This window comes from Terribacillus saccharophilus, assembly GCF_000725365.1.
Lineage (GTDB): Bacteria > Bacillota > Bacilli > Bacillales > Amphibacillaceae > Terribacillus > Terribacillus saccharophilus.
On the sequence record NZ_CP008876.1, the window covers coordinates 2043353 to 2064472 of the forward strand.

General features: G+C 44.5%; 17 protein-coding genes. 4 read left to right on the forward strand and 13 right to left on the reverse strand.

Annotated elements, in window-relative coordinates:
- Nucleotides 1-16 precede the first annotated feature (16 nt).
- From pyk to dnaE, 6 genes are all read right to left on the reverse strand, one after another.
- Nucleotides 17-1777 carry a pyruvate kinase gene (pyk, locus tag GZ22_RS10420; protein WP_038562190.1) on the reverse strand — a complete coding sequence of 587 codons (1761 nt, stop codon included), beginning with the start codon at nt 1775-1777 and terminating at the stop codon, nt 17-19.
- A gap of 33 nt (nt 1778-1810) precedes the next feature.
- Nucleotides 1811-2770: a 6-phosphofructokinase gene (pfkA, locus tag GZ22_RS10425; protein WP_038562193.1), complete on the reverse strand. Its 960-nt coding sequence runs from the start codon at nt 2768-2770 to the stop codon at nt 1811-1813.
- 187 nt (nt 2771-2957) lie between these two features.
- Nucleotides 2958-3911, reverse strand: coding sequence for an acetyl-CoA carboxylase carboxyl transferase subunit alpha (gene accA, locus GZ22_RS10430; RefSeq protein ID WP_038562196.1), 954 nt, complete (start codon nt 3909-3911; stop codon nt 2958-2960).
- Nucleotides 3908-4765 carry an acetyl-CoA carboxylase, carboxyltransferase subunit beta gene (accD, locus tag GZ22_RS10435; RefSeq protein WP_038562198.1) on the reverse strand — a complete coding sequence of 286 codons (858 nt, stop codon included), beginning with the start codon at nt 4763-4765 and terminating at the stop codon, nt 3908-3910. The genes accA and accD overlap by 4 nt, the downstream gene beginning before the upstream one ends.
- Before the next feature lie 153 nt (nt 4766-4918).
- Nucleotides 4919-6157 (reverse strand): NADP-dependent malic enzyme, encoded by a 1239-nt coding sequence (ystJ, locus tag GZ22_RS10440; RefSeq protein WP_038562200.1) that lies wholly within the window; start codon nt 6155-6157, stop codon nt 4919-4921.
- A gap of 97 nt (nt 6158-6254) precedes the next feature.
- Nucleotides 6255-9527 carry a DNA polymerase III subunit alpha gene (dnaE, locus tag GZ22_RS10445; RefSeq protein ID WP_038562202.1) on the reverse strand — a complete coding sequence of 1091 codons (3273 nt, stop codon included), beginning with the start codon at nt 9525-9527 and terminating at the stop codon, nt 6255-6257.
- A gap of 126 nt (nt 9528-9653) precedes the next feature.
- On the opposite strand from dnaE, the gene ytrH reads away from it, so the two are divergent.
- A complete protein-coding gene (gene ytrH, locus GZ22_RS10450; RefSeq protein WP_038562204.1) occupies nt 9654-9986 on the forward strand; it encodes a sporulation membrane protein YtrH in 333 nt (110 codons plus the stop codon).
- Nucleotides 9986-10489 (forward strand): sporulation membrane protein YtrI, encoded by a 504-nt coding sequence (gene ytrI, locus GZ22_RS10455; RefSeq protein ID WP_038562207.1) that lies wholly within the window; start codon nt 9986-9988, stop codon nt 10487-10489. The genes ytrH and ytrI overlap by 1 nt, the downstream gene beginning before the upstream one ends.
- Here ytrI and GZ22_RS10460 read toward each other — a convergent pair.
- The 3 genes from GZ22_RS10460 to GZ22_RS10470 all read right to left on the reverse strand — a co-directional run bounded on the left by GZ22_RS10460 (nt 10486) and on the right by GZ22_RS10470 (nt 13625).
- Nucleotides 10486-11427 (reverse strand): DHH family phosphoesterase, encoded by a 942-nt coding sequence (locus GZ22_RS10460; RefSeq protein ID WP_038562210.1) that lies wholly within the window; start codon nt 11425-11427, stop codon nt 10486-10488. The two genes, ytrI and GZ22_RS10460, sit on opposite strands and share 4 nt — an antisense overlap.
- Before the next feature lie 24 nt (nt 11428-11451).
- Nucleotides 11452-12768 carry a DRTGG domain-containing protein gene (locus GZ22_RS10465; protein ID WP_038562213.1) on the reverse strand — a complete coding sequence of 439 codons (1317 nt, stop codon included), beginning with the start codon at nt 12766-12768 and terminating at the stop codon, nt 11452-11454.
- A 179-nt stretch (nt 12769-12947) separates the two neighbouring features.
- Nucleotides 12948-13625 carry a metal-dependent hydrolase gene (locus GZ22_RS10470; protein WP_038562216.1) on the reverse strand — a complete coding sequence of 226 codons (678 nt, stop codon included), beginning with the start codon at nt 13623-13625 and terminating at the stop codon, nt 12948-12950.
- 103 nt (nt 13626-13728) lie between these two features.
- Here GZ22_RS10470 and GZ22_RS10475 point away from each other — a divergent pair, with 103 nt between their 5' ends.
- Entirely contained in the window at nt 13729-14826 is a 1098-nt protein-coding gene (locus GZ22_RS10475; protein ID WP_038562219.1) for a M24 family metallopeptidase, read from the forward strand.
- Nucleotides 14827-14867: 41 nt separating this feature from the next.
- Here GZ22_RS10475 and ald read toward each other — a convergent pair whose 3' ends face one another.
- The 4 genes from ald to GZ22_RS10495 all read right to left on the reverse strand — a co-directional run bounded on the left by ald (nt 14868) and on the right by GZ22_RS10495 (nt 19888).
- Nucleotides 14868-15986 (reverse strand): alanine dehydrogenase, encoded by a 1119-nt coding sequence (ald, locus tag GZ22_RS10480; protein WP_038562222.1) that lies wholly within the window; start codon nt 15984-15986, stop codon nt 14868-14870.
- Between the two features lie 123 nt (nt 15987-16109).
- Nucleotides 16110-17309: an acetate kinase gene (locus tag GZ22_RS10485; protein WP_038565887.1), complete on the reverse strand. Its 1200-nt coding sequence runs from the start codon at nt 17307-17309 to the stop codon at nt 16110-16112.
- A 105-nt stretch (nt 17310-17414) separates the two neighbouring features.
- Nucleotides 17415-18410: a class I SAM-dependent methyltransferase gene (locus GZ22_RS10490; protein ID WP_038562224.1), complete on the reverse strand. Its 996-nt coding sequence runs from the start codon at nt 18408-18410 to the stop codon at nt 17415-17417.
- A 113-nt stretch (nt 18411-18523) separates the two neighbouring features.
- Nucleotides 18524-19888 carry a 2-hydroxycarboxylate transporter family protein gene (locus GZ22_RS10495; RefSeq protein WP_038562227.1) on the reverse strand — a complete coding sequence of 455 codons (1365 nt, stop codon included), beginning with the start codon at nt 19886-19888 and terminating at the stop codon, nt 18524-18526.
- A 238-nt stretch (nt 19889-20126) separates the two neighbouring features.
- Between GZ22_RS10495 and GZ22_RS10500 the strand changes: the two genes are divergently transcribed.
- Complete coding sequence (locus GZ22_RS10500; RefSeq protein ID WP_342666723.1) at nt 20127-21104, forward strand: NAD(P)-dependent alcohol dehydrogenase; 978 nt, start codon at nt 20127-20129, stop codon at nt 21102-21104.
- Nucleotides 21105-21120 lie beyond the last annotated feature (16 nt).

The following is a 21120-nucleotide window of genomic DNA, read 5'->3' on the forward strand; positions in this document are numbered from 1 at the left end:
CCTAGTTTTTTATATCTTATAGAACACTTGCATGGCCGTCGTAAATATCTCCTTTGGCTGCATCAACTGTTACTAGTGCACCATTGGAAATTTTTGTTGTTGCTTCCGCTACACCAACTACGACTGGGATACCAAGGCTTAAGCCGACAACCGCTGCGTGGGATGTCAAACCGCCTTCTTCTACAATAAGACCTCCAGCTTTTTCGATCGCTGGCATCATGTCTTTATCAGTTCCGTACGTTACAAGGATATCTCCTGGCTGAAGTAGACGCTGTGCTTCATCAGCATCCTTTGCAACAACAGCTTTGCCGTAGACACTGCCTTTTCCGATGCCTTGTCCTTTAGCAAGGATATCACCGATAACATGTACTTTCATCAAGTTAGTTGTACCAGTTTCTCCTACAGGTACACCAGCAGCGATGATGATACGGTCTCCGCGCTTGAACAAGTCTGTAGATAGACCTGTATCTACTGCAAGATCCAGCATATCATCCGTAGATTCTACGCGTTCACCTGTAATTGCTTGTACACCCCATACAAGAGCAAGTCTGCGGTTTGTCGCTTCATCGAATGTAACTGCTACGATAGGAGCTTTCGGACGATACTTGGAAATCATCTTAGCAGTATAGCCACTTGAAGTAGCTGTAACGATTGCACTGACACTCAAGTTGATAGCAGTATGTCCAACAGACTGGCTGATTGCATCTGTGATTGTCATATCACTTGCTTTAGAGCGCTCATCAAGAATCGCTTTATGATCAAGTGCAGTCTCTGCTTTGCGAGCGATATTGTTCATCGTACGAACAGCTTCGACAGGATAGTTACCAGCAGCTGTTTCACCAGAAAGCATGATTGCATCTGTACCATCGAAAATCGCATTCGCTACGTCAGATGCCTCTGCACGTGTCGGACGCGGGTTACGCTGCATGCTGTCAAGCATCTGTGTAGCAGTGATAACTGGTTTACCAGCAATGTTACATTGTTTGATCATTTCTTTTTGTGCTAGAGGCACATCTTCTGCCGGGATTTCAACACCAAGGTCACCACGTGCAACCATTAGGCCGTCACTCACCTGCAAAATGGAATCCAGGTTATCGAAGCCTTCCTGGTTTTCAATTTTCGGGATGATTTGGATATGACCAGCTTCATGCTTCTCAAGCAATTCACGGATTTCCAATACATCAGATGGGCGTCTAACGAAGGAAGCAGCGATAAAATCAATGCCTTGTTCGATACCGAACTCGATGTCGCTTGCATCCTTATCTGTAATACCTGGAAGGTTTACGCTGACACCTGGCACATTGACACCTTTTTTGTTTTTAAGCAAACCGGAGTTCAATGCTTTTGTTTTGATTTCATTATTCGCTTTATCGATGTCTAGTACTTCCAATTCGATCAAGCCATCATCCAATAGAAACTTCGAGCCGACGTGAACATCATTGATCAAGCCAGGATACGTTACGGAGAATCTCTCTTTGGAACCTTCCAGCTCAGTCATGCTGACAAAGATCTCGTCGCCTTTATCAATGTTAGCTTCTCCGCCTTGCAGGACGCCAGTACGAATCTCAGGACCTTTTGTATCCAAAAGGATAGCGACCGTTTTACCTGTGCGTTTTGATGCTTCACGGATGTTCTTGATGCGAGCGCCGTGCTCCTCGAAGTCACCGTGAGAGAAGTTAAGGCGCGCAACATTCATGCCTTCCTCGATAAGCTGAACTAGTGTTTCTACGGACTCAGAAGCTGGTCCAATTGTACATACGATTTTTGTTTTTCTCATTATGAGAATCCTCCTTCAGTAGTGCAACATCTATTAGATCGATAATTCCTGGGATAGCTTATACATGTCCAGGTCGATTTCATGTCTCTGGTCTAAAATTTCCAGAATGTCGTGATCCACAAGTTTGTTATTTTGAATTCCTACCATGCGTCCGGATTTGCCTCCAAGCAAAAGATCAACTGCGTGTGCGCCTAGACGGCTTGCAAGCACACGATCATTTGCTGTAGGCGATCCGCCCCTTTGCACATGTCCCAAAATAGTTACTCGTGTATCCATATTCGTTGCTTCCTCGATACGTTTGCCGAACTCAAAACCACTGCCGACTCCTTCTGCAACGATGATGATACTATGTTTCTTCCCGCGTTCCTGACCGCGTTTTAGACGCTCGATTACGTCATTGAAATCTGTCGGCTGTTCAGGAATCAGAATACTTTCAGCACCGTCAGCAAGGCCTGCCCATAGAGCAATATCCCCTGCATGGCGACCCATTACTTCGACTACATACGTACGCTCATGGCTAGTAGCCGTATCGCGCACTTTATCTATAGCCTCGATAACTGTATTCAGTGCGGTATCAAAACCGATAGTAAAATCTGTACCTGGAATATCATTATCGATCGTTCCTGGTACACCGATGCATGGGTAGCCTTTTTGTGTCAGCTTCTCTGCTCCTCGGAATGAACCGTCGCCACCAATGACTACAAGTCCCTCGATACCGAAATGCTTCAGCTGTTCAATACCTTTATTCTGTCCTTCATCTGTCTTGAACTCTTCACAGCGGGCCGTGTGGAGTACTGTTCCGCCACGCTGAATGATATCACCGACTGAACCAAGATCCAGCTGTTTGATATTTCCATCAATCAAGCCTTGATAGCCGTTATATATACCATACACTTCCAAATCATGATAAATAGCCTTTCTTACGACAGAACGGATTGCCGCATTCATGCCTGGAGAATCTCCTCCGCTTGTCAGAACACCTATCTTTTTCATGCGCTCACCTCTAAGCAAATTTCGATTATAGAACTTTTATACCCTTTCAAAGATAATCCTTATCCAACTTATTATCAAATAAAAACACATAATTTTCTTATTAAAAAAAGTAAGAGAAAGAATTCCGCAAAAAAAGCCTATGTAAATCGTTTACAGAAGCGGAAGATGAAGTCAATCATTCAAGTGCTTATTCAGCAAAAGAACCAATATTACTATATTTTTCCCATCTTTGTTCCAGTAATACTTGCTTGTCCAATTTTTCCAATTGTGAGAGATGCTCGGCAATTGCCTGATCCACAAGCTCAGCTTGGGAAGTAAGATCTCGATGAGCCCCGCCCCGGATTTCCGGAATGATATCATCAATGACACCAAGCTCTTTCAAGTCAGGTGCCGTAATCTTAAGTTTTTCAGCTGCTTCCTTCGCTTTGCCGCCGTCTTTCCACAGGATAGAAGCTGCTCCTTCCGGTGAAATGACAGAGAACGTGGAATTCTCCAACATAAGCAGACGATCACCAACACCTAATGCCAATGCGCCTCCGCTGCCGCCTTCACCGATAACGATACAAATAATCGGCACTTCGAATCCAGACATTTCCATTAAGTTACGGGCAATTGCTTCACTTTGTCCCCGTTCTTCTGCTGCTCGACCAGGGAATGCACCCTTTGTATCGATAAAGCAAATGATCGGACGTCCAAATTTAGCAGCTTGCTGCATATGACGTGCTGCTTTCCGGAAACCTTCCGGATGCGGCATGCCGAAATTGCGGCGAATATTTTCTTTCGTCGTTTTACCGCGCTGATGTCCAACGATTGTTACCGGGCGACCTTTGTACTTGGCGATACCTGCTACAATTGCAGCATCATCTCCATAATAACGATCACCATGGAACTCTAGGAAATCAGTAAAAAGCTTTTCAACATAATCAAGCGTCGTCGGACGTTCGGCATGTCGTGCCATTTGTACGCGATCCCAAGGCTTCAGATTCGTGTATATATCATTCTCCAGCTTTTCGAGCCGCGTCTCCAGCTTAACGATTTCTTCCGTTAAATCTAGGTCGCTCTCCTTCGTGAATGTCTTCAGCTCTGCAATCTTTTCGCGCAGAGCGATGACTGGCTTCTCGAATTCCAATACTTGTTTCATGATACGTTTCCTCCTGCTTGATGAATATCGAGGATCGTGGTCAAATATTTTTTCATATCATGGCGATTGATAACATCATCCAGCTGCCCATGCGCTAATAGGAATTCAGCAGTCTGGAAGTCATCCGGAAGCTTCTCACGAATTGTTTCTTCAACAACACGTCTTCCTGCAAAGCCGATTAAGGCACCAGGCTCGGCAAAGTTATAATCACCGAGTGACGCAAAACTTGCAGAAACTCCTCCATATGTAGGATTCGTCATGACAGAAATCATCAGCCCGCCAGCATCACGAAAACGCTGGACAGCAGCAGATGTCTTGGCCATCTGCATAAGACTCAAAGCACCTTCTTGCATTCTGGCACCGCCAGAAGCTGTGAAAATGATGAACGGAATGTTTGCTTCACGCGCTTTTTCAATTGCCCGAGAAATCTTTTCCCCTACAACAGAACCCATGCTTGCCATTCGGAAGCGAGAGTCCATGACAGCAAATGCAGTACGGAAGCCGTTGATCGTACCTTCACCGGTTACGACTGCTTCCTTTAGTCCTGTCTTCAGTTGGTCTTTCTCCAGCTTCTGCGTATAGCTTGGGAATCCAAGCGGATTGCCGGTATTTAAGTCTGTATCATATTCCATAAATGAACCTTCGTCGAACAAGTTGTTAATTCGCTCGTCAGAAGGCAACTGATGATGGTGGCCGCAGTTCGGACACACATACAATTGCTTTCTCATCTCTTCTCGGTAGTAGATCTTTCCACAGTCCGAGCATTTGAGCATGAGTCCTTCAGGAATATCCTGCTTCGCCTCTTCACTTGGCTTGGAAGCATGTTTCTTCTTGCTAAAAAAATCTTTAAGCAAGGTAATTCCTCCTTTTGAACAAACGCATCTAACTATTTATTGTACCATCATTTCCATGAACGTGCGCGTTAAATTCAACTATGTAAATACTTATAACCCGCGTTAGACAGACAATTTCCAACAATGGAAACGTCTGCCTGTGCAGGTTATATGTCAATCTTCGTCGATGATTGTTAGCTGACGTGTTTTCTCAGCTATTTCTTCTGGATCAACAGTGATACGGTCGACGCCAGTATCCATCGCCGCTTTTGCTACTGCTTTCGCAACAGCTGGTGCAACGCGAGGATCGAATGGAGCTGGGATAACGTAGTCTTCGTTCAAATCACTTTCGTCGATTAGATCTGCAATCGCCCTAGCAGCTGCAATCTTCATTTCTTCGTTAATGCCTGTTGCGCGAACATCCAGGGCACCACGGAAGATACCAGGGAAGGCTAGCACGTTGTTCACCTGGTTCGGGAAGTCAGAACGGCCTGTACCAATAACGCGAGCGCCTGCTTCTTTCGCATCATCTGGCAGGATTTCCGGATCTGGGTTTGCCATTGCGAAGATGATCGGATCTTTTGCCATTGTGCGTACGTCGTCTTTAGACAATAGGTTTGCCAAAGATACACCGATGAACACGTCAGCATCCTTGATCGCATCGGAAAGGCTACCTTCCTGACGATCACGGTTTGTGATTTTCGCAACACGGTCTTTCATTTTGTTCATGCCCTCTGGACGACCTTCGTAGATCATACCTTTGGAGTCACACATGATAACATTGTTTACGCCAAGGCTGTGCAGCAATTCGATGATTGCGATACCAGCAGCGCCAGCTCCGTTTGCGACAACTTTGATGTTATCGAAGCTTTTGCCAACCAATTTCAATGCATTCAACAAACCAGCAACTGTTACGATTGCAGTACCGTGCTGATCATCATGGAATACTGGAATGTCGGTTTCTGCTTTCAAACGCTCTTCGATTTCGAAGCAGCGAGGAGCGGAGATATCCTCCAAGTTCACACCGCCGAATGTTGGTGCCATCAATTTTACCGTGCGAACGATTTCGTCGACATCGTTTGTATCAAGCACGATTGGGAAGCTATCAACACCTGCGAAGCTTTGGAATAGAACGGATTTTCCTTCCATTACAGGCAGGGAAGCTTCCGGACCGATGTTACCAAGGCCAAGCACGGCAGAGCCGTCACTAACAACCGCAACCATGTTGCCTTTCATCGTGTATTCATAAACGTCATCTTTGTTTTGGTGGATTTCTTTACAAGGCTCTGCTACACCAGGGGAATAAGCAAGACTCAAATCTGTTGCATTGCGAACAGGAATCTTCGACTTCATTGTCAGTTTCCCTTTATTTTCACGGTGTATTTTCAGTGCATCTTCTCTTAAGTTGGACATATTTTATCATCCTTTGTGTAATTTATAACATGACGGTCGGTACAGACGACTATACATTATAGGCATATGTCACCATGGTGTAAAGAAAGTTGAATCATCATTGCCCCGACACGGCAACGTTTTCTTTGCCAAAATGATTTCTTAAAATACCCAGACTTTTCTGGCTTAGTTCAAGGTGATACGATCCGGACAGTTGATAACTTTTCCGCGTTTCCTTGTGTACAACGATGACAGGTACATTTCCAGGATACTGTGTGGCACATTCACGGACAATGTCTAGAACTTCCTCTTCAGCGATCGTATCATATCGGATGAATAGCCGTTCTTTACTAGGCTCGAGCTTATCTTCCTGGAAAAGTTGTGCCTCTTGCAGGATAAGCTGCCTTTCACCGTTTCTTTCCTCGATTTTACCAACAAGATCGAGCAATGTCTCCTCTTCCAGAAATCGACCGATTTGGCGATGCAAATCAGGAAATACGACAGCTTCGACTTCACCTGTCTCATCTCCAAGTGTCAGGAATGCCATGGGCTGGCCTTTTTTCGTCCGGATCGTCCGCTGCTGCAGCACAACAGCAGCCAAGCGTACTTGCTTCTTAGCTGGCAGTGCCTCGAGCTGCTGAACTGCTATATAACCACTGCTGCGGAGATCACCCCGATAGCTTGCGAGCGGATGACTGGAAATATACAATCCAAGCACTTCTTTTTCGTACTTCAAGATGGCCATTGGTGAAAATGGCTCTTGCTTCTCATAAGTAGCTTCGAATTCAACTTCTCCAAGCAGTGATGGCTGATCGTACAATTCCCTGAACAATTCCGCCTGCTCCATTGCTTTATCTATCGTAGCCAATACTGCAGCTCGGTTATCATGAATATTATCGAAAGCCCCAGCTAAAATGAGCTGCTCCAATGCAGATTTACTGATGGACACTCGAACACAGAAATCGAAAAGATGCTTGAATGGTCCATCCTTCCGTGCATCAATAATCTGCCTGACCACTTGGGCACCAATGCCTTTGATTGTCAGCAATCCTATTCTTATATTCCTATTTTCTACTGTATATTTACCGAAACTTTTGTTTATCGAAGGAGCCAGGATTCTAATCCCACTGTCAGCTGCTTCTCGGATATACTGCCGGATTTTATCTGGCTGATTCGCTACTCCGCTCATCAATTCAGCAAAAAAGTTAGCAGGAAAATGCGCTTTTAAGTATGCCAGCTGATATGCCAGGTAGCTGTACGCAACTGCATGACTGCGGTTGAATCCGTAGTTAGCGAACTTCACGATCCAGGAAAATACTTCCTTGGCAGTATCGGTGCTGTATCCATTTTCTATACAACCGGAAAGAAAGCGACTTTCTTCTTTTTCCAATAGCTCAGCATCTTTTTTACTAACTGCTCGACGCAGTAAATCAGCTTCCCCTAGCTTGTAGCCAGCCATAGAGGCTGCTATCTGCATGATTTGTTCTTGGTAGACAAGTACACCATATGTCTTCTCCAGAATTGGCGCCAGCTTAGCATGCGGATAACTTACCGCTTCTTCCCCGTGTTTACGACGAACGAAGACCGGAATATAACTCATCGGACCTGGTCGATACAACGCATTGACAGCTACAATATCTTCAAATGATGATGGCTTCAGCTGCCGCAGTACTTGCTTCATACCGCTTGATTCGAATTGGAACACACCATTTGTGCGCCCTTCTCGGAATAAGCGAAAAGTAGCTTCGTCATCCAGCGGAACAGATTCTATATCAGGTTGTTTCGGCAAACTGTTCAGAACATGATCCATCAAGGACAAGTTGCGCAATCCAAGAAAATCCATCTTCAATAGTCCAAGCTGCTCCAGTTCTTTCATGGCAAATTGAGTCAATGCTACCTCATCGTGCCCCGAAGCGAGCGGAACTGTTTTCACAAGCGGGTCGGCACTAATGACGATACCAGCTGCATGCGTTGATGCATGGCGCGGCAAGCCTTCCAGCTTAACGCCAATTCGGAATAAGCTCTTCAGCTGCTCTGATTCCTTAACATAGGCTGTGAGTTCCTCGGAAGCCTTTAAGCCTGCAGACAAAGATGCTGCGTTATTTGGAATCATCTTAAGAAGATAGGCGGCATCCGATTGCGGTATTTCCATTGTCTTGACCAGCTCTCTCAAAAGAGAGCGGGCTGCAAAGGTACCAAACGTAATAATTTGCGCTACATGATCTGCACCATATTTATTTCGCACATAGCGGATGACCTCATCCCTGCGGTAGTCAGAGAAGTCAATATCAATATCTGGCATTGATATCCGTTCCGGATTGAGAAAACGTTCAAACAAAAGACCATAAGCTAACGGATCCACCGCTGTTATACCCAGCACATAAGCAACGAGCGAACCAGCGGCCGATCCACGGCCAGGACCGACACGGATGCCGTGTTCCTTTGCATAACGCACGAAATCCCATACGATGAGAAAATAATCACTAAAGCCCATTTCCTTGATTACATTCAGCTCATATGTCAGCCGTTCCTGCGCATCCGTTCTATCGCCATACAGCTCCTGAAGCCGTTTACTGCATATTTGACTCAAATATGCATCAGCTTGTTCTTCTTGAGGAACTGGATATGCAGGTAAATGGCGCCCGCCAAGCTGCAACTGAATCGTACAGCGCTCTGCGATGAAACCAGCCTCAGCCAATGCTTCCCGCCACAAAACACTATCGGAAAGACCTTCCATTTCTGCTCCTGTACGCAAATGATGCGTCGGCTGCGCATCGTGCGCCAACGGCTCCCAGGTAGCTCCTTCTTCTATTGCAAGCAGACAATGATATGCATCGATATCATCTTCCTGCACATAGCGCACATCTCCTGTTGCTGCAAATCGGAGATTGTACTGCTGCTGCCAATTAGTCAAAGTCTGGTCATCCAGATAACGCAATTCTTCCGGACTGATACCAGCATACAGCCGCTCACCAAATATGGATCGCCATGGATCAATTTGAAGCTGAATCAAGGTGTGCGTTGGAATTATTGCAATGACTCCATTTGCATATGCTTCCAATGATGAAATCGGCAAATAATTTGTTTCATTCGTTTGCAGGTATGTACTTAATTCTGCTAGCTGCTGATATCCAATATCATTTTCTGCCAGCATGAGAACTTTCGTGATTTGCCCTTCCGCCTCAATCGGAACATGGATTCCGATAATCGGTTTTATGCCTGCCTCTAAACAAGCCTGGTAAAACGGCACAACACCGTACATTACCACGTCATCCGTCAGCGCCAAGGCTTCAAAACCTGCTTCCTTGGCTTTCTTCACTAATTGAGGAATTTTAATTGTACTCTGATAGAAGCTATAGCTGCTTCTGATTTGCAGATGCGAGAACTCCATACATCATTACCGCCCTTTTTTACACTCTCTCCATTATATACGAAATGTCGCAGACAATGAAATGACTAACATAACTTGTCCCTTGCTGCCATAGGGTAGAAAAAGACTATGTAAAGGAGTTTCAGCATGGAAGAACGAGTTATCATTTCAATGATGCATTGTTATTTCATCGCACTCGGCGTTATGATCGGGGGCTGTTTCATCGGCAGTATCGGCGCTTTTGCAACAGGCGAACCGCCATTGACCGCCATCAAGCGTATCTCCAGCGGTATTCGGATTTGGGCCATCATTGCGGCAATCGGCGGAACATTCGATGCCATTACTAATTTTGAAAAAGGCATCTATCAAGGAGCAACGTTTGATGTCATTAAACAAATTCTTATCATCATCGCTGCGATGGGAGGAGTAAAAACTGCACTCTTGATCATCGGCTGGTTCATCCAGGAGGATGTATCCTGATGCACATACCGCCGATTTATAAGCAGACTGGATGGCAGCGCTTTTTGGTTGGTTTTTTCCTTGGCGGCATAATTTCTTACTTTGTTTATCTGTTCATGTATGGAACGCTATTTGAGGAATGGGTGAAGGAAAAAGTAGAAATGGAAGGTACTATACACGACTTGGAACGGGATATCGAAGTATTAAAGGACAATAACGAAGAAATGAATGAACTGCAGCAAGAAGGCCTTCTTATTGATGAGATCACGATAGCTATCGAAACTGATGACAGCCTGAAGCTGGACAAATTGATTGAGCATGAACTGAAGGAAGCGATTAAGGAGGAAGCACGCCATATGATCGGCCGCAGTGTCAATGGAGCTGTGCAAAGCAGCCCGTTATTGCTCGGGGCTATTGAAAATAAAGTCTATGAGCTGGATGGATTTCGTTATAAAGTCGCTGTCAAGCAGCTGATCATTTCCGAGATCCTCTACTTGACAGTGACAGTGGAGACAGACACTTAATTTGATTCAAATTGACGGCAAATATCTTGTAATTCCTGTTCGAGTCTGGTAGCTTCATCCCAGCTGTACACCGTAGCACCAGAAGCAAAAGCATGGCCGCCGCCATTGTATTTCCCGGCTAAACCATTGATTACAGGACCTTTCGAACGGATTCGCACTCGAATCTGTTCTTCCTCTTCGACGAAAAAGAGCCATGCTTTGACACCTTCAATACTTGCAATTGTTCCAACAAGCTGACTCGTCTCCAAAGAAGTCACTCGGTAAGTTTCAAGAATATCCTTTGTAATCCGGATTGCACAAACACCGGTCTCATGCAGCTTTAGTTGCTGCAGTATATATCCCTGAAGTCTAGCGACATCAAGCCTCGACGCATATAATTTTTCGTAAAGCACTGTCCGATCGAATGGATACTTTATCAATTCACCTGCAAAGTGGAATGTTTTCTCACTTGTTGACGGGAAAAGAAAACGTCCCGTGTCACCGACAATACCAGCATATAACAACATGGCGCCCCGAGTTGTCAGCTGTAATTCTGGATGCGCTGCATACAATTCATAAATCATTTCACTTGTAGAACTGGCTGTTGGAACAACCCACTGTAAGTCGCCATATCGATCAACTTCAGGATGATGGTCGATTTTAATAATTTCTTTGGCTAACTTATACCGCTGGTCAGATATACGTGGCTGATTAGCAGCATCACAAATAATGACAAGCGCCTGTTCAAATACACTGTCAGCTATCGTATCCATTTCTGCCAGGAATGTTAGCGATGGATCAGCATCACCTACAACCCATACCTGTTTATCTGGGAATGACGCTTTTATAATTTCACTCAGTCCGACCTGTGAACCATACGCATCCGGATCAGGACGAACATGGCGCTGAATGATAATTGTTTCATATACTTTGATTCTTTCCAGGATTTTATCGTGCATCATATCCCCCTCAATGTATGTGCCTCAGCGATCCAATAGCTGTGCCATAAGCAGCGCTTTTGCAACTAACGTTTTCTTGTTACTATACACTTCCACGTCCATTTTTGCCAGCTTCCGACCAACCTCCAGAATTCGCGGCTTAATCAGGATTGTGCTGTCCAGTTGGATGGGACGCAGGAAATAGACGGATATGTTATCGACTACCATATCCCCCTTCTTCATTTTTCGGACAAAACGTCGGCTTGCTTCCGTGACAAACGTTGTTAAAACTCCGGTAGAGAGACTGCCAAGCTGATTTGTCATCTGCGGTGTCACTTTCCCTTGGAAAACAACGTCCGGCGCCTCATCTTCCAGCAAATCGATCTCCCTTGTTACCAGGTCTTCGATTGTTTCGCCAATTTGCGGCTGCAACTGGATTTGTTGAAGCGCTTTTAAAACATCTTGTCTGGAAATCAATCCCTGCAGTTTATGCTGCTGATCGACAACTGGAATAATCTCAATACCTTCCCAAACCATCATATGAGCAGCATATGCAAGGGTTGTATGCTTCTGAACGGTAAGCGGATTCTTCGTCATCGCTTTCACAACAGGTAGCTGTCTGTCTTTATTGATGATATCCTTTGAAGTGACCATTCCGGTTACCTTCTGTGCCGCATTAGTTACTGGATAACGTGTATGAGTAGTTTCCGCATTGAACGTATACCATCTTTCGAGCGTATCCGTTTCTTCTAGATGATAAGTATGCTGCAGTGGTGTGTAAATATCCTCTACAACGATTATCTCTTTCTTTATCATCTGATCATAAATTGCCCGGTTGATCAGTTCCGCTACCGTAAACGTATCATAGCTCGTGGAGATGACAGGAAGCTCCTTTTCATCTGCCAGCCGCTTGATACGGTCATCTGTGTCGAATCCACCGGTGATGAGCACAGCCGCCCCTTCCTTGATTGCTAGTTCATGCGCTTCGATACGGTTACCGACGATAAGCAGAGCATCCTTTTGGGTATAGCGCATCATAGCATCAAGTTCCATCGCGCCGATAACAAATTTATTAAGCGTCTTATGTAAGCCGTCACGGCCTCCAAGCACTTGACCATCCACAATACCGATAATTTCTGCAAAAGATAAGCGATCGAAATTATCTTTGATCTTTGTTTCTATTCTTACCGTACCAACACGTTCAATTGTACTGACCAGTCCTTTATTCTCCGCCTCCTTGATAGCGCGGTATGCCGTTCCTTCACTTACATTCAATTCCTTGGCGATAGCACGTACGGATATCTTCCCGCCAACCGGAAGGTTCTCAATATATTTAATGATCTGATCATGTTTTGTCGACATTCCTTCACCATGCCCTCATCTGTACTAGTCTTTTTTTATCTATTGTTATTGTACAGTTTTTAGGTGAAGGTTTCAATTTAAGAAGAAAAATTGCTGTTATCTTGGAAAATTACATTCAAAAATCAATTCAATTACTATAACAGATAAAAACAGCACCCTGTGACAGGATGCTGTTTTCTTTAGATTGTAATAGATTGGCCGGGTTCCAGATGAACACCTTGACCAGGTTTCACTTTTTCAGCAAATGCCGCGCCATCTTGTTCGACCAATGGGAAAGTGTTGTAATGAATCGGAATAACTTGTTTTGCTTTCACCCATTCAGCGGCAACCAGCGCATCTTCCGGACCCATCGTGAAGTTATCACCAATTGGGAGCAAAGCAACGTCGATAGTGTTCATATCTCCAATGAGTTTCATATCGGAGAATAAACCAGTGTCGCCCGCATGATATATGGTCTTGCCTTCTGCTGTGAACAGAATTCCAGTCGGCATTCCCATGTAGTGAGTGCCGTCTTCATCCGTTATAGAACTGCTGTGAAATGCCTGCGTTAGTTTTACACGTCCAAATTCGAATTCATGTGCACCGCCGATACCCATTGGATGTGTGTTCAATCCTTTGCCTTCCAAGTAGACTGCCAATTCGTTCGGCGCTACAACAAGTGCACCTGTGCGTTTAGCAATCGAAATTGTATCTCCGACATGATCATTGTGGCCGTGCGTAAGCAGAATCACATCTGGCTGCACATCGTCAGCATTTAAATCACATGTACCATTTCCAGTGATGAACGGGTCGATTAATATCGTATGCTTATCTGTCACAATCTGTACAACAGCTTGTCCGTGGAATGAGATTTTCAAGTTTACAACCCCTTTTCATTTTTTCGCATTTAGTTTACCACAGTTGTATCCGGAAGAAACGCAATACGTTTTTTGCTATACTGGTGGAAAAGGAGGTTTTACCATGCAACACAGAATCGATACATTATTACAACAGCTAAAAGGTGACCAAGCAGACAGCGTGTTCATCACCTCCATGGAAAACGTGTATTATGTGAGTAATTATTATACAGATCCACATGAGCGACTCGTAGCTGTATTCGCAGATCAAAAGGATGCACCACTGCTCATCTTGCCGGCTATGGAAAAAGAAGATGCCCTACAGGCCGGATGGAAGGAAGAAATGCTTACATACCACGACCATGAAGATGTTTGGCAGCTTTTCAAGGATTACCTAAAAGAACGAGGTCGTATTCCCGCTTCCATGGGAATTGAGAAGGATCATATGTCGGTGCTTCGATTGGAATTACTGCAGCATATCCTGCCAGATACAGCTTTCCCGAATGCGACGGAACTCCTGCAGAATCAACGTAACTTCAAAGACAAAAAGGAATACACTTTGTTGAAACAAGCGGCAGTTCTTGCTGATTTTGGTGTCAAGAAAGGCATCGAAGCAATTGCAGCTGGAAAGAGTGAACTACAAATCACAGCAGAGCTTGAATATGCATTAAAGCAAGAAGGTGTAACAAGCATGTCATTTGCGACAACCGTTTTATCCGGTGCAAAGACAGCTTCTCCTCACGGAACTCCAGACGGTAAACAGATCGCACCTGGAGATCTTGTTTTATTTGATTTAGGAGTCATCTTTGAAGGCTACTGTTCTGACATCACCCGGACTGTTGCTTATAAGCACGTAACAGCTGACCAGCAGCATATCCACGATACAGTGCGAATTGCTCTTGAGAAAGCAACAGCAGCATCACAAGTAGGGACTGCTATCTCAGAAATCGATAAAGCTGCCCGCAGCCATATCGAACAAGCTGGCTATGGTGAGTACTTCACGCACCGCGTTGGACACGGTTTGGGAATCGGTGTACATGAATTCCCTTCATTGTCCAGCAACAATACAAAAGCATTACAGGAAGGCATGTGCTACACAATTGAGCCTGGTATTTATTTGCCTGGTGTCGGCGGCGTTCGCATTGAGGATGATATATTCCTCACAAAGAATGGTCCTGACGTTCTTACTGCTTATCCACGCGAGTTACAAATTATCGGTTAAAATAAAAACGAGCATCTGCTTTTGGGCAGATGCTCGTTTTATTATCTCTGCAGCAGATTGTCAGCTGCTTCAAACGTCAAATCATGGGCTTCCGCTACTGCTTGATACGTTACAAAGCCATCCAATGTGTTTATCCCCTTTGCTAACGACGGATTGTTCAGACAAGCCTGCTGATATCCTTTGTTAGCAAGCTGCAGCGCATAAGGAACAGTCACATTTGTCAGCCCGATTGTTGAAGTACGTGGAACTGCACCCGGCATATTGGCAACTGCATAATGCAATACATCATGCTTTGTATACGTCGGGTTATCATGTGTCGTAATCTTATCGGATGTTGCAAAAATGCCCCCCTGGTCAATTGCGACATCAACGACGACAGATCCAGGCTTCATACTTGCGATCATCTCTTCTGTTACCAGCTTGGGCGCTTTGGCCCCGGGTATAAGAACAGCTCCTATAACCAGATCGGATTCTTTTACAGCTTCCGCTATGTTAAGCGGATTTGAGACAACCGTATTGATCGAGCTGCCGAACAAATCGTCAAGCTCTCGCAGACGCTGCGGACTCAAGTCGACTATCGTTACGTCAGCACCAAGGCCAACCGCAATCTTTGCTGCATTCGTTCCAACAACACCGCCGCCGATAATTGTGACTTTGCCACGCTTCACACCTGGTATACCAGACATTAAGATACCGCTGCCGCCATAAGGTTTTTCCAGGAATTGAGCTCCGATTTGGGATGCCATGCGTCCGGCGACTTCACTCATCGGTGTAAGAAGCGGAAGGGATCGATCTTCCAGCTGAACTGTTTCATAAGCGATACCAACAACCTTCTTCTCGATCAAGGCATTCGTTAAAGACCCTTCCGCCGCAAGGTGCAGATATGTGAAAAGAATGAGACCTTCATAGAAATAATTGTATTCTTCCGGAAGCGGCTCTTTGACTTTCATAACCATTTCTTTACTCCAGGCATCTGCTGCGCTCGGTACTATTACTGCACCAGCTTGTTCATATTGTTCATCTGTAAAGCCCGAGCCAAAGCCAGCTCCTGTCTCGATGAACACATCATGCCCTGCTTCATGCAAGAGCGTCACACCAGACGGCGCCATCGCAACACGGTTTTCATTATTCTTTATTTCCTTCGGTACACCAATCTTCATTCTGCTTGCCTCCATTTCGTATGTAACAAGACTTTCTTTCGTCCCAAGTATACCATTGTTTCCGCCCTTGAAAACGCAAAAAAAGCCAGTCCCGTTAGGTTCAGGACTGGCTTTTCTGCTAAATTATTTTGTTACAGTTTCAGCAAGACGAACTGTGTCTCTTGCAATCATAACTTCTTCGTTTGTCGGGATAACAATAACCTTCACTGGAGAGTGTGGGTAAGTCAGGAATTGTTCTTTACCGCGTACATTATTTAAGGATGGATCATAATAGACACCCATGAATTCAAGTCCTTTAAGGACACGCTCACGGACAGCCGTACTATTCTCACCAACACCAGCAGTGAAGATGATTGCATCCACTCCGCTCATACGTGCAGCGTAAGATCCAAGGTATTTGTGAATTCGTTCCGCAAACACATCAAGTGCAAGCTCTGCACGCTCATCGCCTGCTTCAGATTTGCTTTCGATATCACGCAAATCACTGGAGAAACCAGATAGAGCAAGCATTCCGCTTTCTTTGTTCAAAACATGCAATACTTCATCAGCAGTTTTGCCTGTTTTGCGCATGATGAATGGAATAAGTGCAGGGTCGATGTTACCGGAACGCGTACCCATAGTTACACCAGCAAGTGGTGTGAAGCCCATGGATGTATCAACAGATTTTCCGCCTTCGATAGCAGCAATACTTGCTCCGTTACCTAGGTGGCAGGAGATCAAGCGAAGCTGTTCAACTGGGCGATCCATCAATTCAGCAGCACGCTGGGAAACATACTGATGGCTTGTTCCATGGAATCCATATTTACGGATGCCGTATTTTTCATAATATTCGTATGGAAGACTATATAGATAAGATTCAGGTGGCATTGTCTGATGGAAAGCTGTATCGAAAACAGCGACAGCCGGAATGTTCGGCAGAATTTCCTTGAATGCACGGATTCCTGTTAAGTTTGCTGGGTTGTGTAATGGTGCAAGCTCGGATACTTCCGCAATCTCTTCCATCACTTGATCTGTGATAAGAACAGAATCACTGAATTTTTCTCCGCCGTGTACAACACGGTGTCCAACGCCGTCAATTTCGTCTAAAGATGAAATAACGCCTGTGGAAGTCAGCTTTTCAAGCAACATTTTTACTGCTTCTTCATGATTTTCAATATCTTTAGTTGTTTCATCTTTTTCACCATTAAATTTGATAGTGAAGATGGAATCATTCAGTCCGATACGTTCTACGAGACCCACTGCCTTTACGTCTTCCTCAGGCATGTGGATTAGCTGGAATTTTAATGAAGAACTACCAGCGTTGATTGCTAAAATATTACTCAACATGTTCAGCCCCTTGTAAACTTTTACGTACTTCCCTATTTTACCTGTCTCGACAAGCTCATTGCAAGATATGTCGAGGACTTGTTTTGGTTTTCGTTAATTTTTTTAGTTTTTTAAACCAGATAACTCATTATCGAACCAATCATTGATCTGTTTCAGGACATTTGCCATTGCATTTGGGTTCTTAAAGGAAGGAAGCTGCACGAGCAATGCCTGCTTCGGTGCTGTAGTTAGCGTCCCCTTTTTCTGCAAAATCAAAACACTTTTCGCTTGAGATTCATTTTTGAACATGCTCTCTGGAAACTGAAGTAGCCCTAAGATATGCGCATGCTGCTGCAGGAATGTATGCAGAGAGCGAGCTTGATCGCTTTCAAACAAGAAGTTTGGCACGACAAATAACAGGTAACCGCCTTCTTTTGTATAATGAAGACTTTGTTCAATGAACAGATGATGGGAATAAGAATGACCCTCTTCTGCCTTTAGTTCGAATTGCTCCGCTTGGATATCATCAGGATAATAACCGACTGGCAAATCACTTACGACAAGATCGACCGGTTCCAAAAGAAATGGGCGCAGGCTGTCTTGATGGAAAAATTCAATTTGCCTTTCTTGCATATTGGCATTCATAACCGCGAGCTGGATCAAAGTTGGATCCACATCACTGCCGTAAGCATGCCCTTCACGCTCAACTTGATTCAAAACTGCTGTAAGCAAATTCCCTGTACCTACAGCTGGGTCAAAAATACGAAAATCTTCATTTTTTCCAATAAACTTATTCGTTAAGTATCCAATTAGCATTGCAACGGTGTCAGGCGTGAGCATGTGCTGCTGCTGCGTAGCACCTTTCATACCTTTTAGGATAGACAATTGGATACCTTTTCGAATCTCTTCTTTCTGGTAGCTCTGATCGTCAAACACAGCCGCATGCTTCTCCAGCTGCTGTTTTAATAATGGCTGTTCTGTTAGTTCTGTTTCGCGATCCAATATATATTCCATTGCTGCACCAAGTGCATCAAGATAAGGTATGTTTTCACGTGTTTCCAATGCCTCGGCCATCTGGTCAAGCGCTTGGTAAACTTTCTCTACATTCTGTTGTTCCACGTATCTTTTCCTCCATTTCACTGCATCTGCCTTATTGTATCAAAACCGGCGGACAGAAGCGAGAACTGGCTTTGCTGCAAGCAAAAAGCCCAGCCGAAGCTGAGCTTTGCTCATTATCCGAAGAAATGCATCAATGCTGTTGCACCAATAACTGTAGCAGCACCACCAAGACGAGTGGAGATCTGCGCGAAAGGCATCAATGCCATACGACCGGAAGCAGAAAGGATTGCAACGTCCCCTGTACCGCCAAGACCACTGTGGCAAGCTGTAACGATACAAGCTTCAACAGGATACATATTCATCAATTTACCTACAAAGTAACCAGTAGTAGCCATTGCAATAACAACTGAAGCACAAGTTACTGCAAAGCCGATTGTGAATACACTAGCTACATCCTCAAGCGGAATGAAGACAATACCCAAACCGACCATCAAAGGCCATGTGAATGCTGTAGAAACGAATTTGTACAGCTGCTGCGCACCAGTTTGAAGCTTAGCAGGCAGCAAGTTACCAGACTTGATGATTGTTGCAGCGATGATCATGATGATTGCGCCAGACAATGTGAAGCCAGCCACAACGTGAATCCAATGCTCTACAACTCGTCCAAGAACGAACAAACTCATTGCAACAAGGAGACCTGCTCCCATCAAACTGAAATCAATTGCTTTATTTGAGCTTTCTTTTGCAGCTTCCAATACTTTATCGCCCTTGTTGGAGCGAACTAGTTTATCATGTCCTGCAAGCTCTGGACGTTTTTCACCAAGTTTTTTCATTAGACCAGCGATGATGATGGCACAAACGTTACCGATAATTGCTGCTGGAACCAATTGAGAGATATAAGTTGAAGCATCTCCTCCAAGAACACCTGCATAACCTGCAGACAATGGAAGGATACCTTCACCGATACCACCTGCGATGATTGGAACAACAATATAGAAGAATGTATGATGTGCACTGTAACCAAACAGCATGCCGACTAAAGTACCTACTCCAACTGCAGCAATCGTACCAGTTACCAATGGAATGAACATACGGATGAAGCCTTGGATAAGGACTGTCCGGTTCATACCAAGAATACTACCTACAACCAAACATGCGATGTAGAAGTACAGGAAGTTGGATCCGTCTGATGTCATCAGCTGATCTACAGCTTCCAAAGTAGTTGAGCTCAATGTGTCAAAGAATACAAGCATGGACGGAACGAACAAGGATAGAATTGCTGGTCCCCCGATGCTGTTAAAGTAAGGTATGCGCTGACCGATATCCCCTAGCAGCACACCTAGTACCATGATGACTGCGAAGCCGCCGATCATGTCAGTAGGTAATTGGTTGGTGTATGCAGCAATAAGAACGATGATTGCTAATACGATATACACCGGAAGCGGCATAACGCCGACTTTCCATTCCATAATTTTGTTAAAGCCTGATGGCTTTTGGTTGTTGGATTGTGGATCGCTTGTATGCGATTTCATTTCCATAAGTAATGCACCCCCTAAGTAGATACGACTATTCTAATTTAACCAAAATTAACTGTGTTATTTTTTAACTAAACTAAATAAAATATAACTTTTGTAATTAAAAAACGACGGTCGATTTTCCTTAGGTTGTCTTTCAAATCAATAGTGTATTCATGCCTATTATGACCAGTGTTTCTAGCATGTAAGCAATATTACCGGAATACAATAGCGTGACAAACAGTAAGAAAGGAGCGTGCTGATGATGAAGGCAATAACGACACGGAGTTATGGTTCTCCTTCTGTACTCAAAGTGGAAGAAGTCCCTGATCCTGTGCCAAAAGACGATGAGCTGCTTATAAAAGTACATGCTGCCTCACTTAACCAAGCTAATTTAGTCCTGCTGAAGGGCAAACCCTTTCTCGCTCGTTTTGCTTACGGGTTATTCAAGCCAAAGCATATAATTCCCGGAAGCGATATTTCAGGTGTCGTGAAGGCTGCCGGTAAACAAGTAAAACGCTTCAAACCAGGTGATGCAGTATATGCTGATTTGTCCAATTATGGATTCGGGTCCTTGGCTGAATATGTTGCTGTTCCAGAAAAGGCACTTGCCTTGAAACCGATCAACCTTTCTCACCTTCAAGCCGCGGCCGTTCCTCTAGCTTCATTAACTGCACTGCAAGCATTGCGGGACGCAGTTCATTTACAGCCTGGAAACCATATCATGATTTATGGTTCATCAGGCGGTGTCGGAACTTTTGCTGTCCAAATTGCCAAAGCTTTCGGAGCGACTGTCACTGCTGTTTGCAGTCACAAGCACAGGGAAAATATGAAGTTATTGGGTGCTGATTATGTATTAGATTATGAAAAATCCAATTTAAACGAGCACTATGGCTCCTTTGATGCAATTTTGGCTATTAACGGCTATCAGCATCTTGCTACTTATAAGAAATTGCTGGCCAAGAACGGTGTTTATGTGATGGTCGGCGGATCTGTTTCCCAAATGTTTGAGGCGATGCTGCTTGGTCCTATCTTCACGTTGGGAAGCGGTAAAAGATTAGGCAACATTTTAAAAAAACATAATACCGGTGACTTGGTAGAGCTGAAGAGTTTAATACAAGCAGATAAGCTCTGTCCTTTAGTTGATAAGGTATATCCATTCCAAGAATTTAAAGAGGCATTTACCTACCTCGACCAGCACCACGCCTACGGCAAGGTCATCATTACAATGCCAAATTAAAAAAAAGAAGCCTATA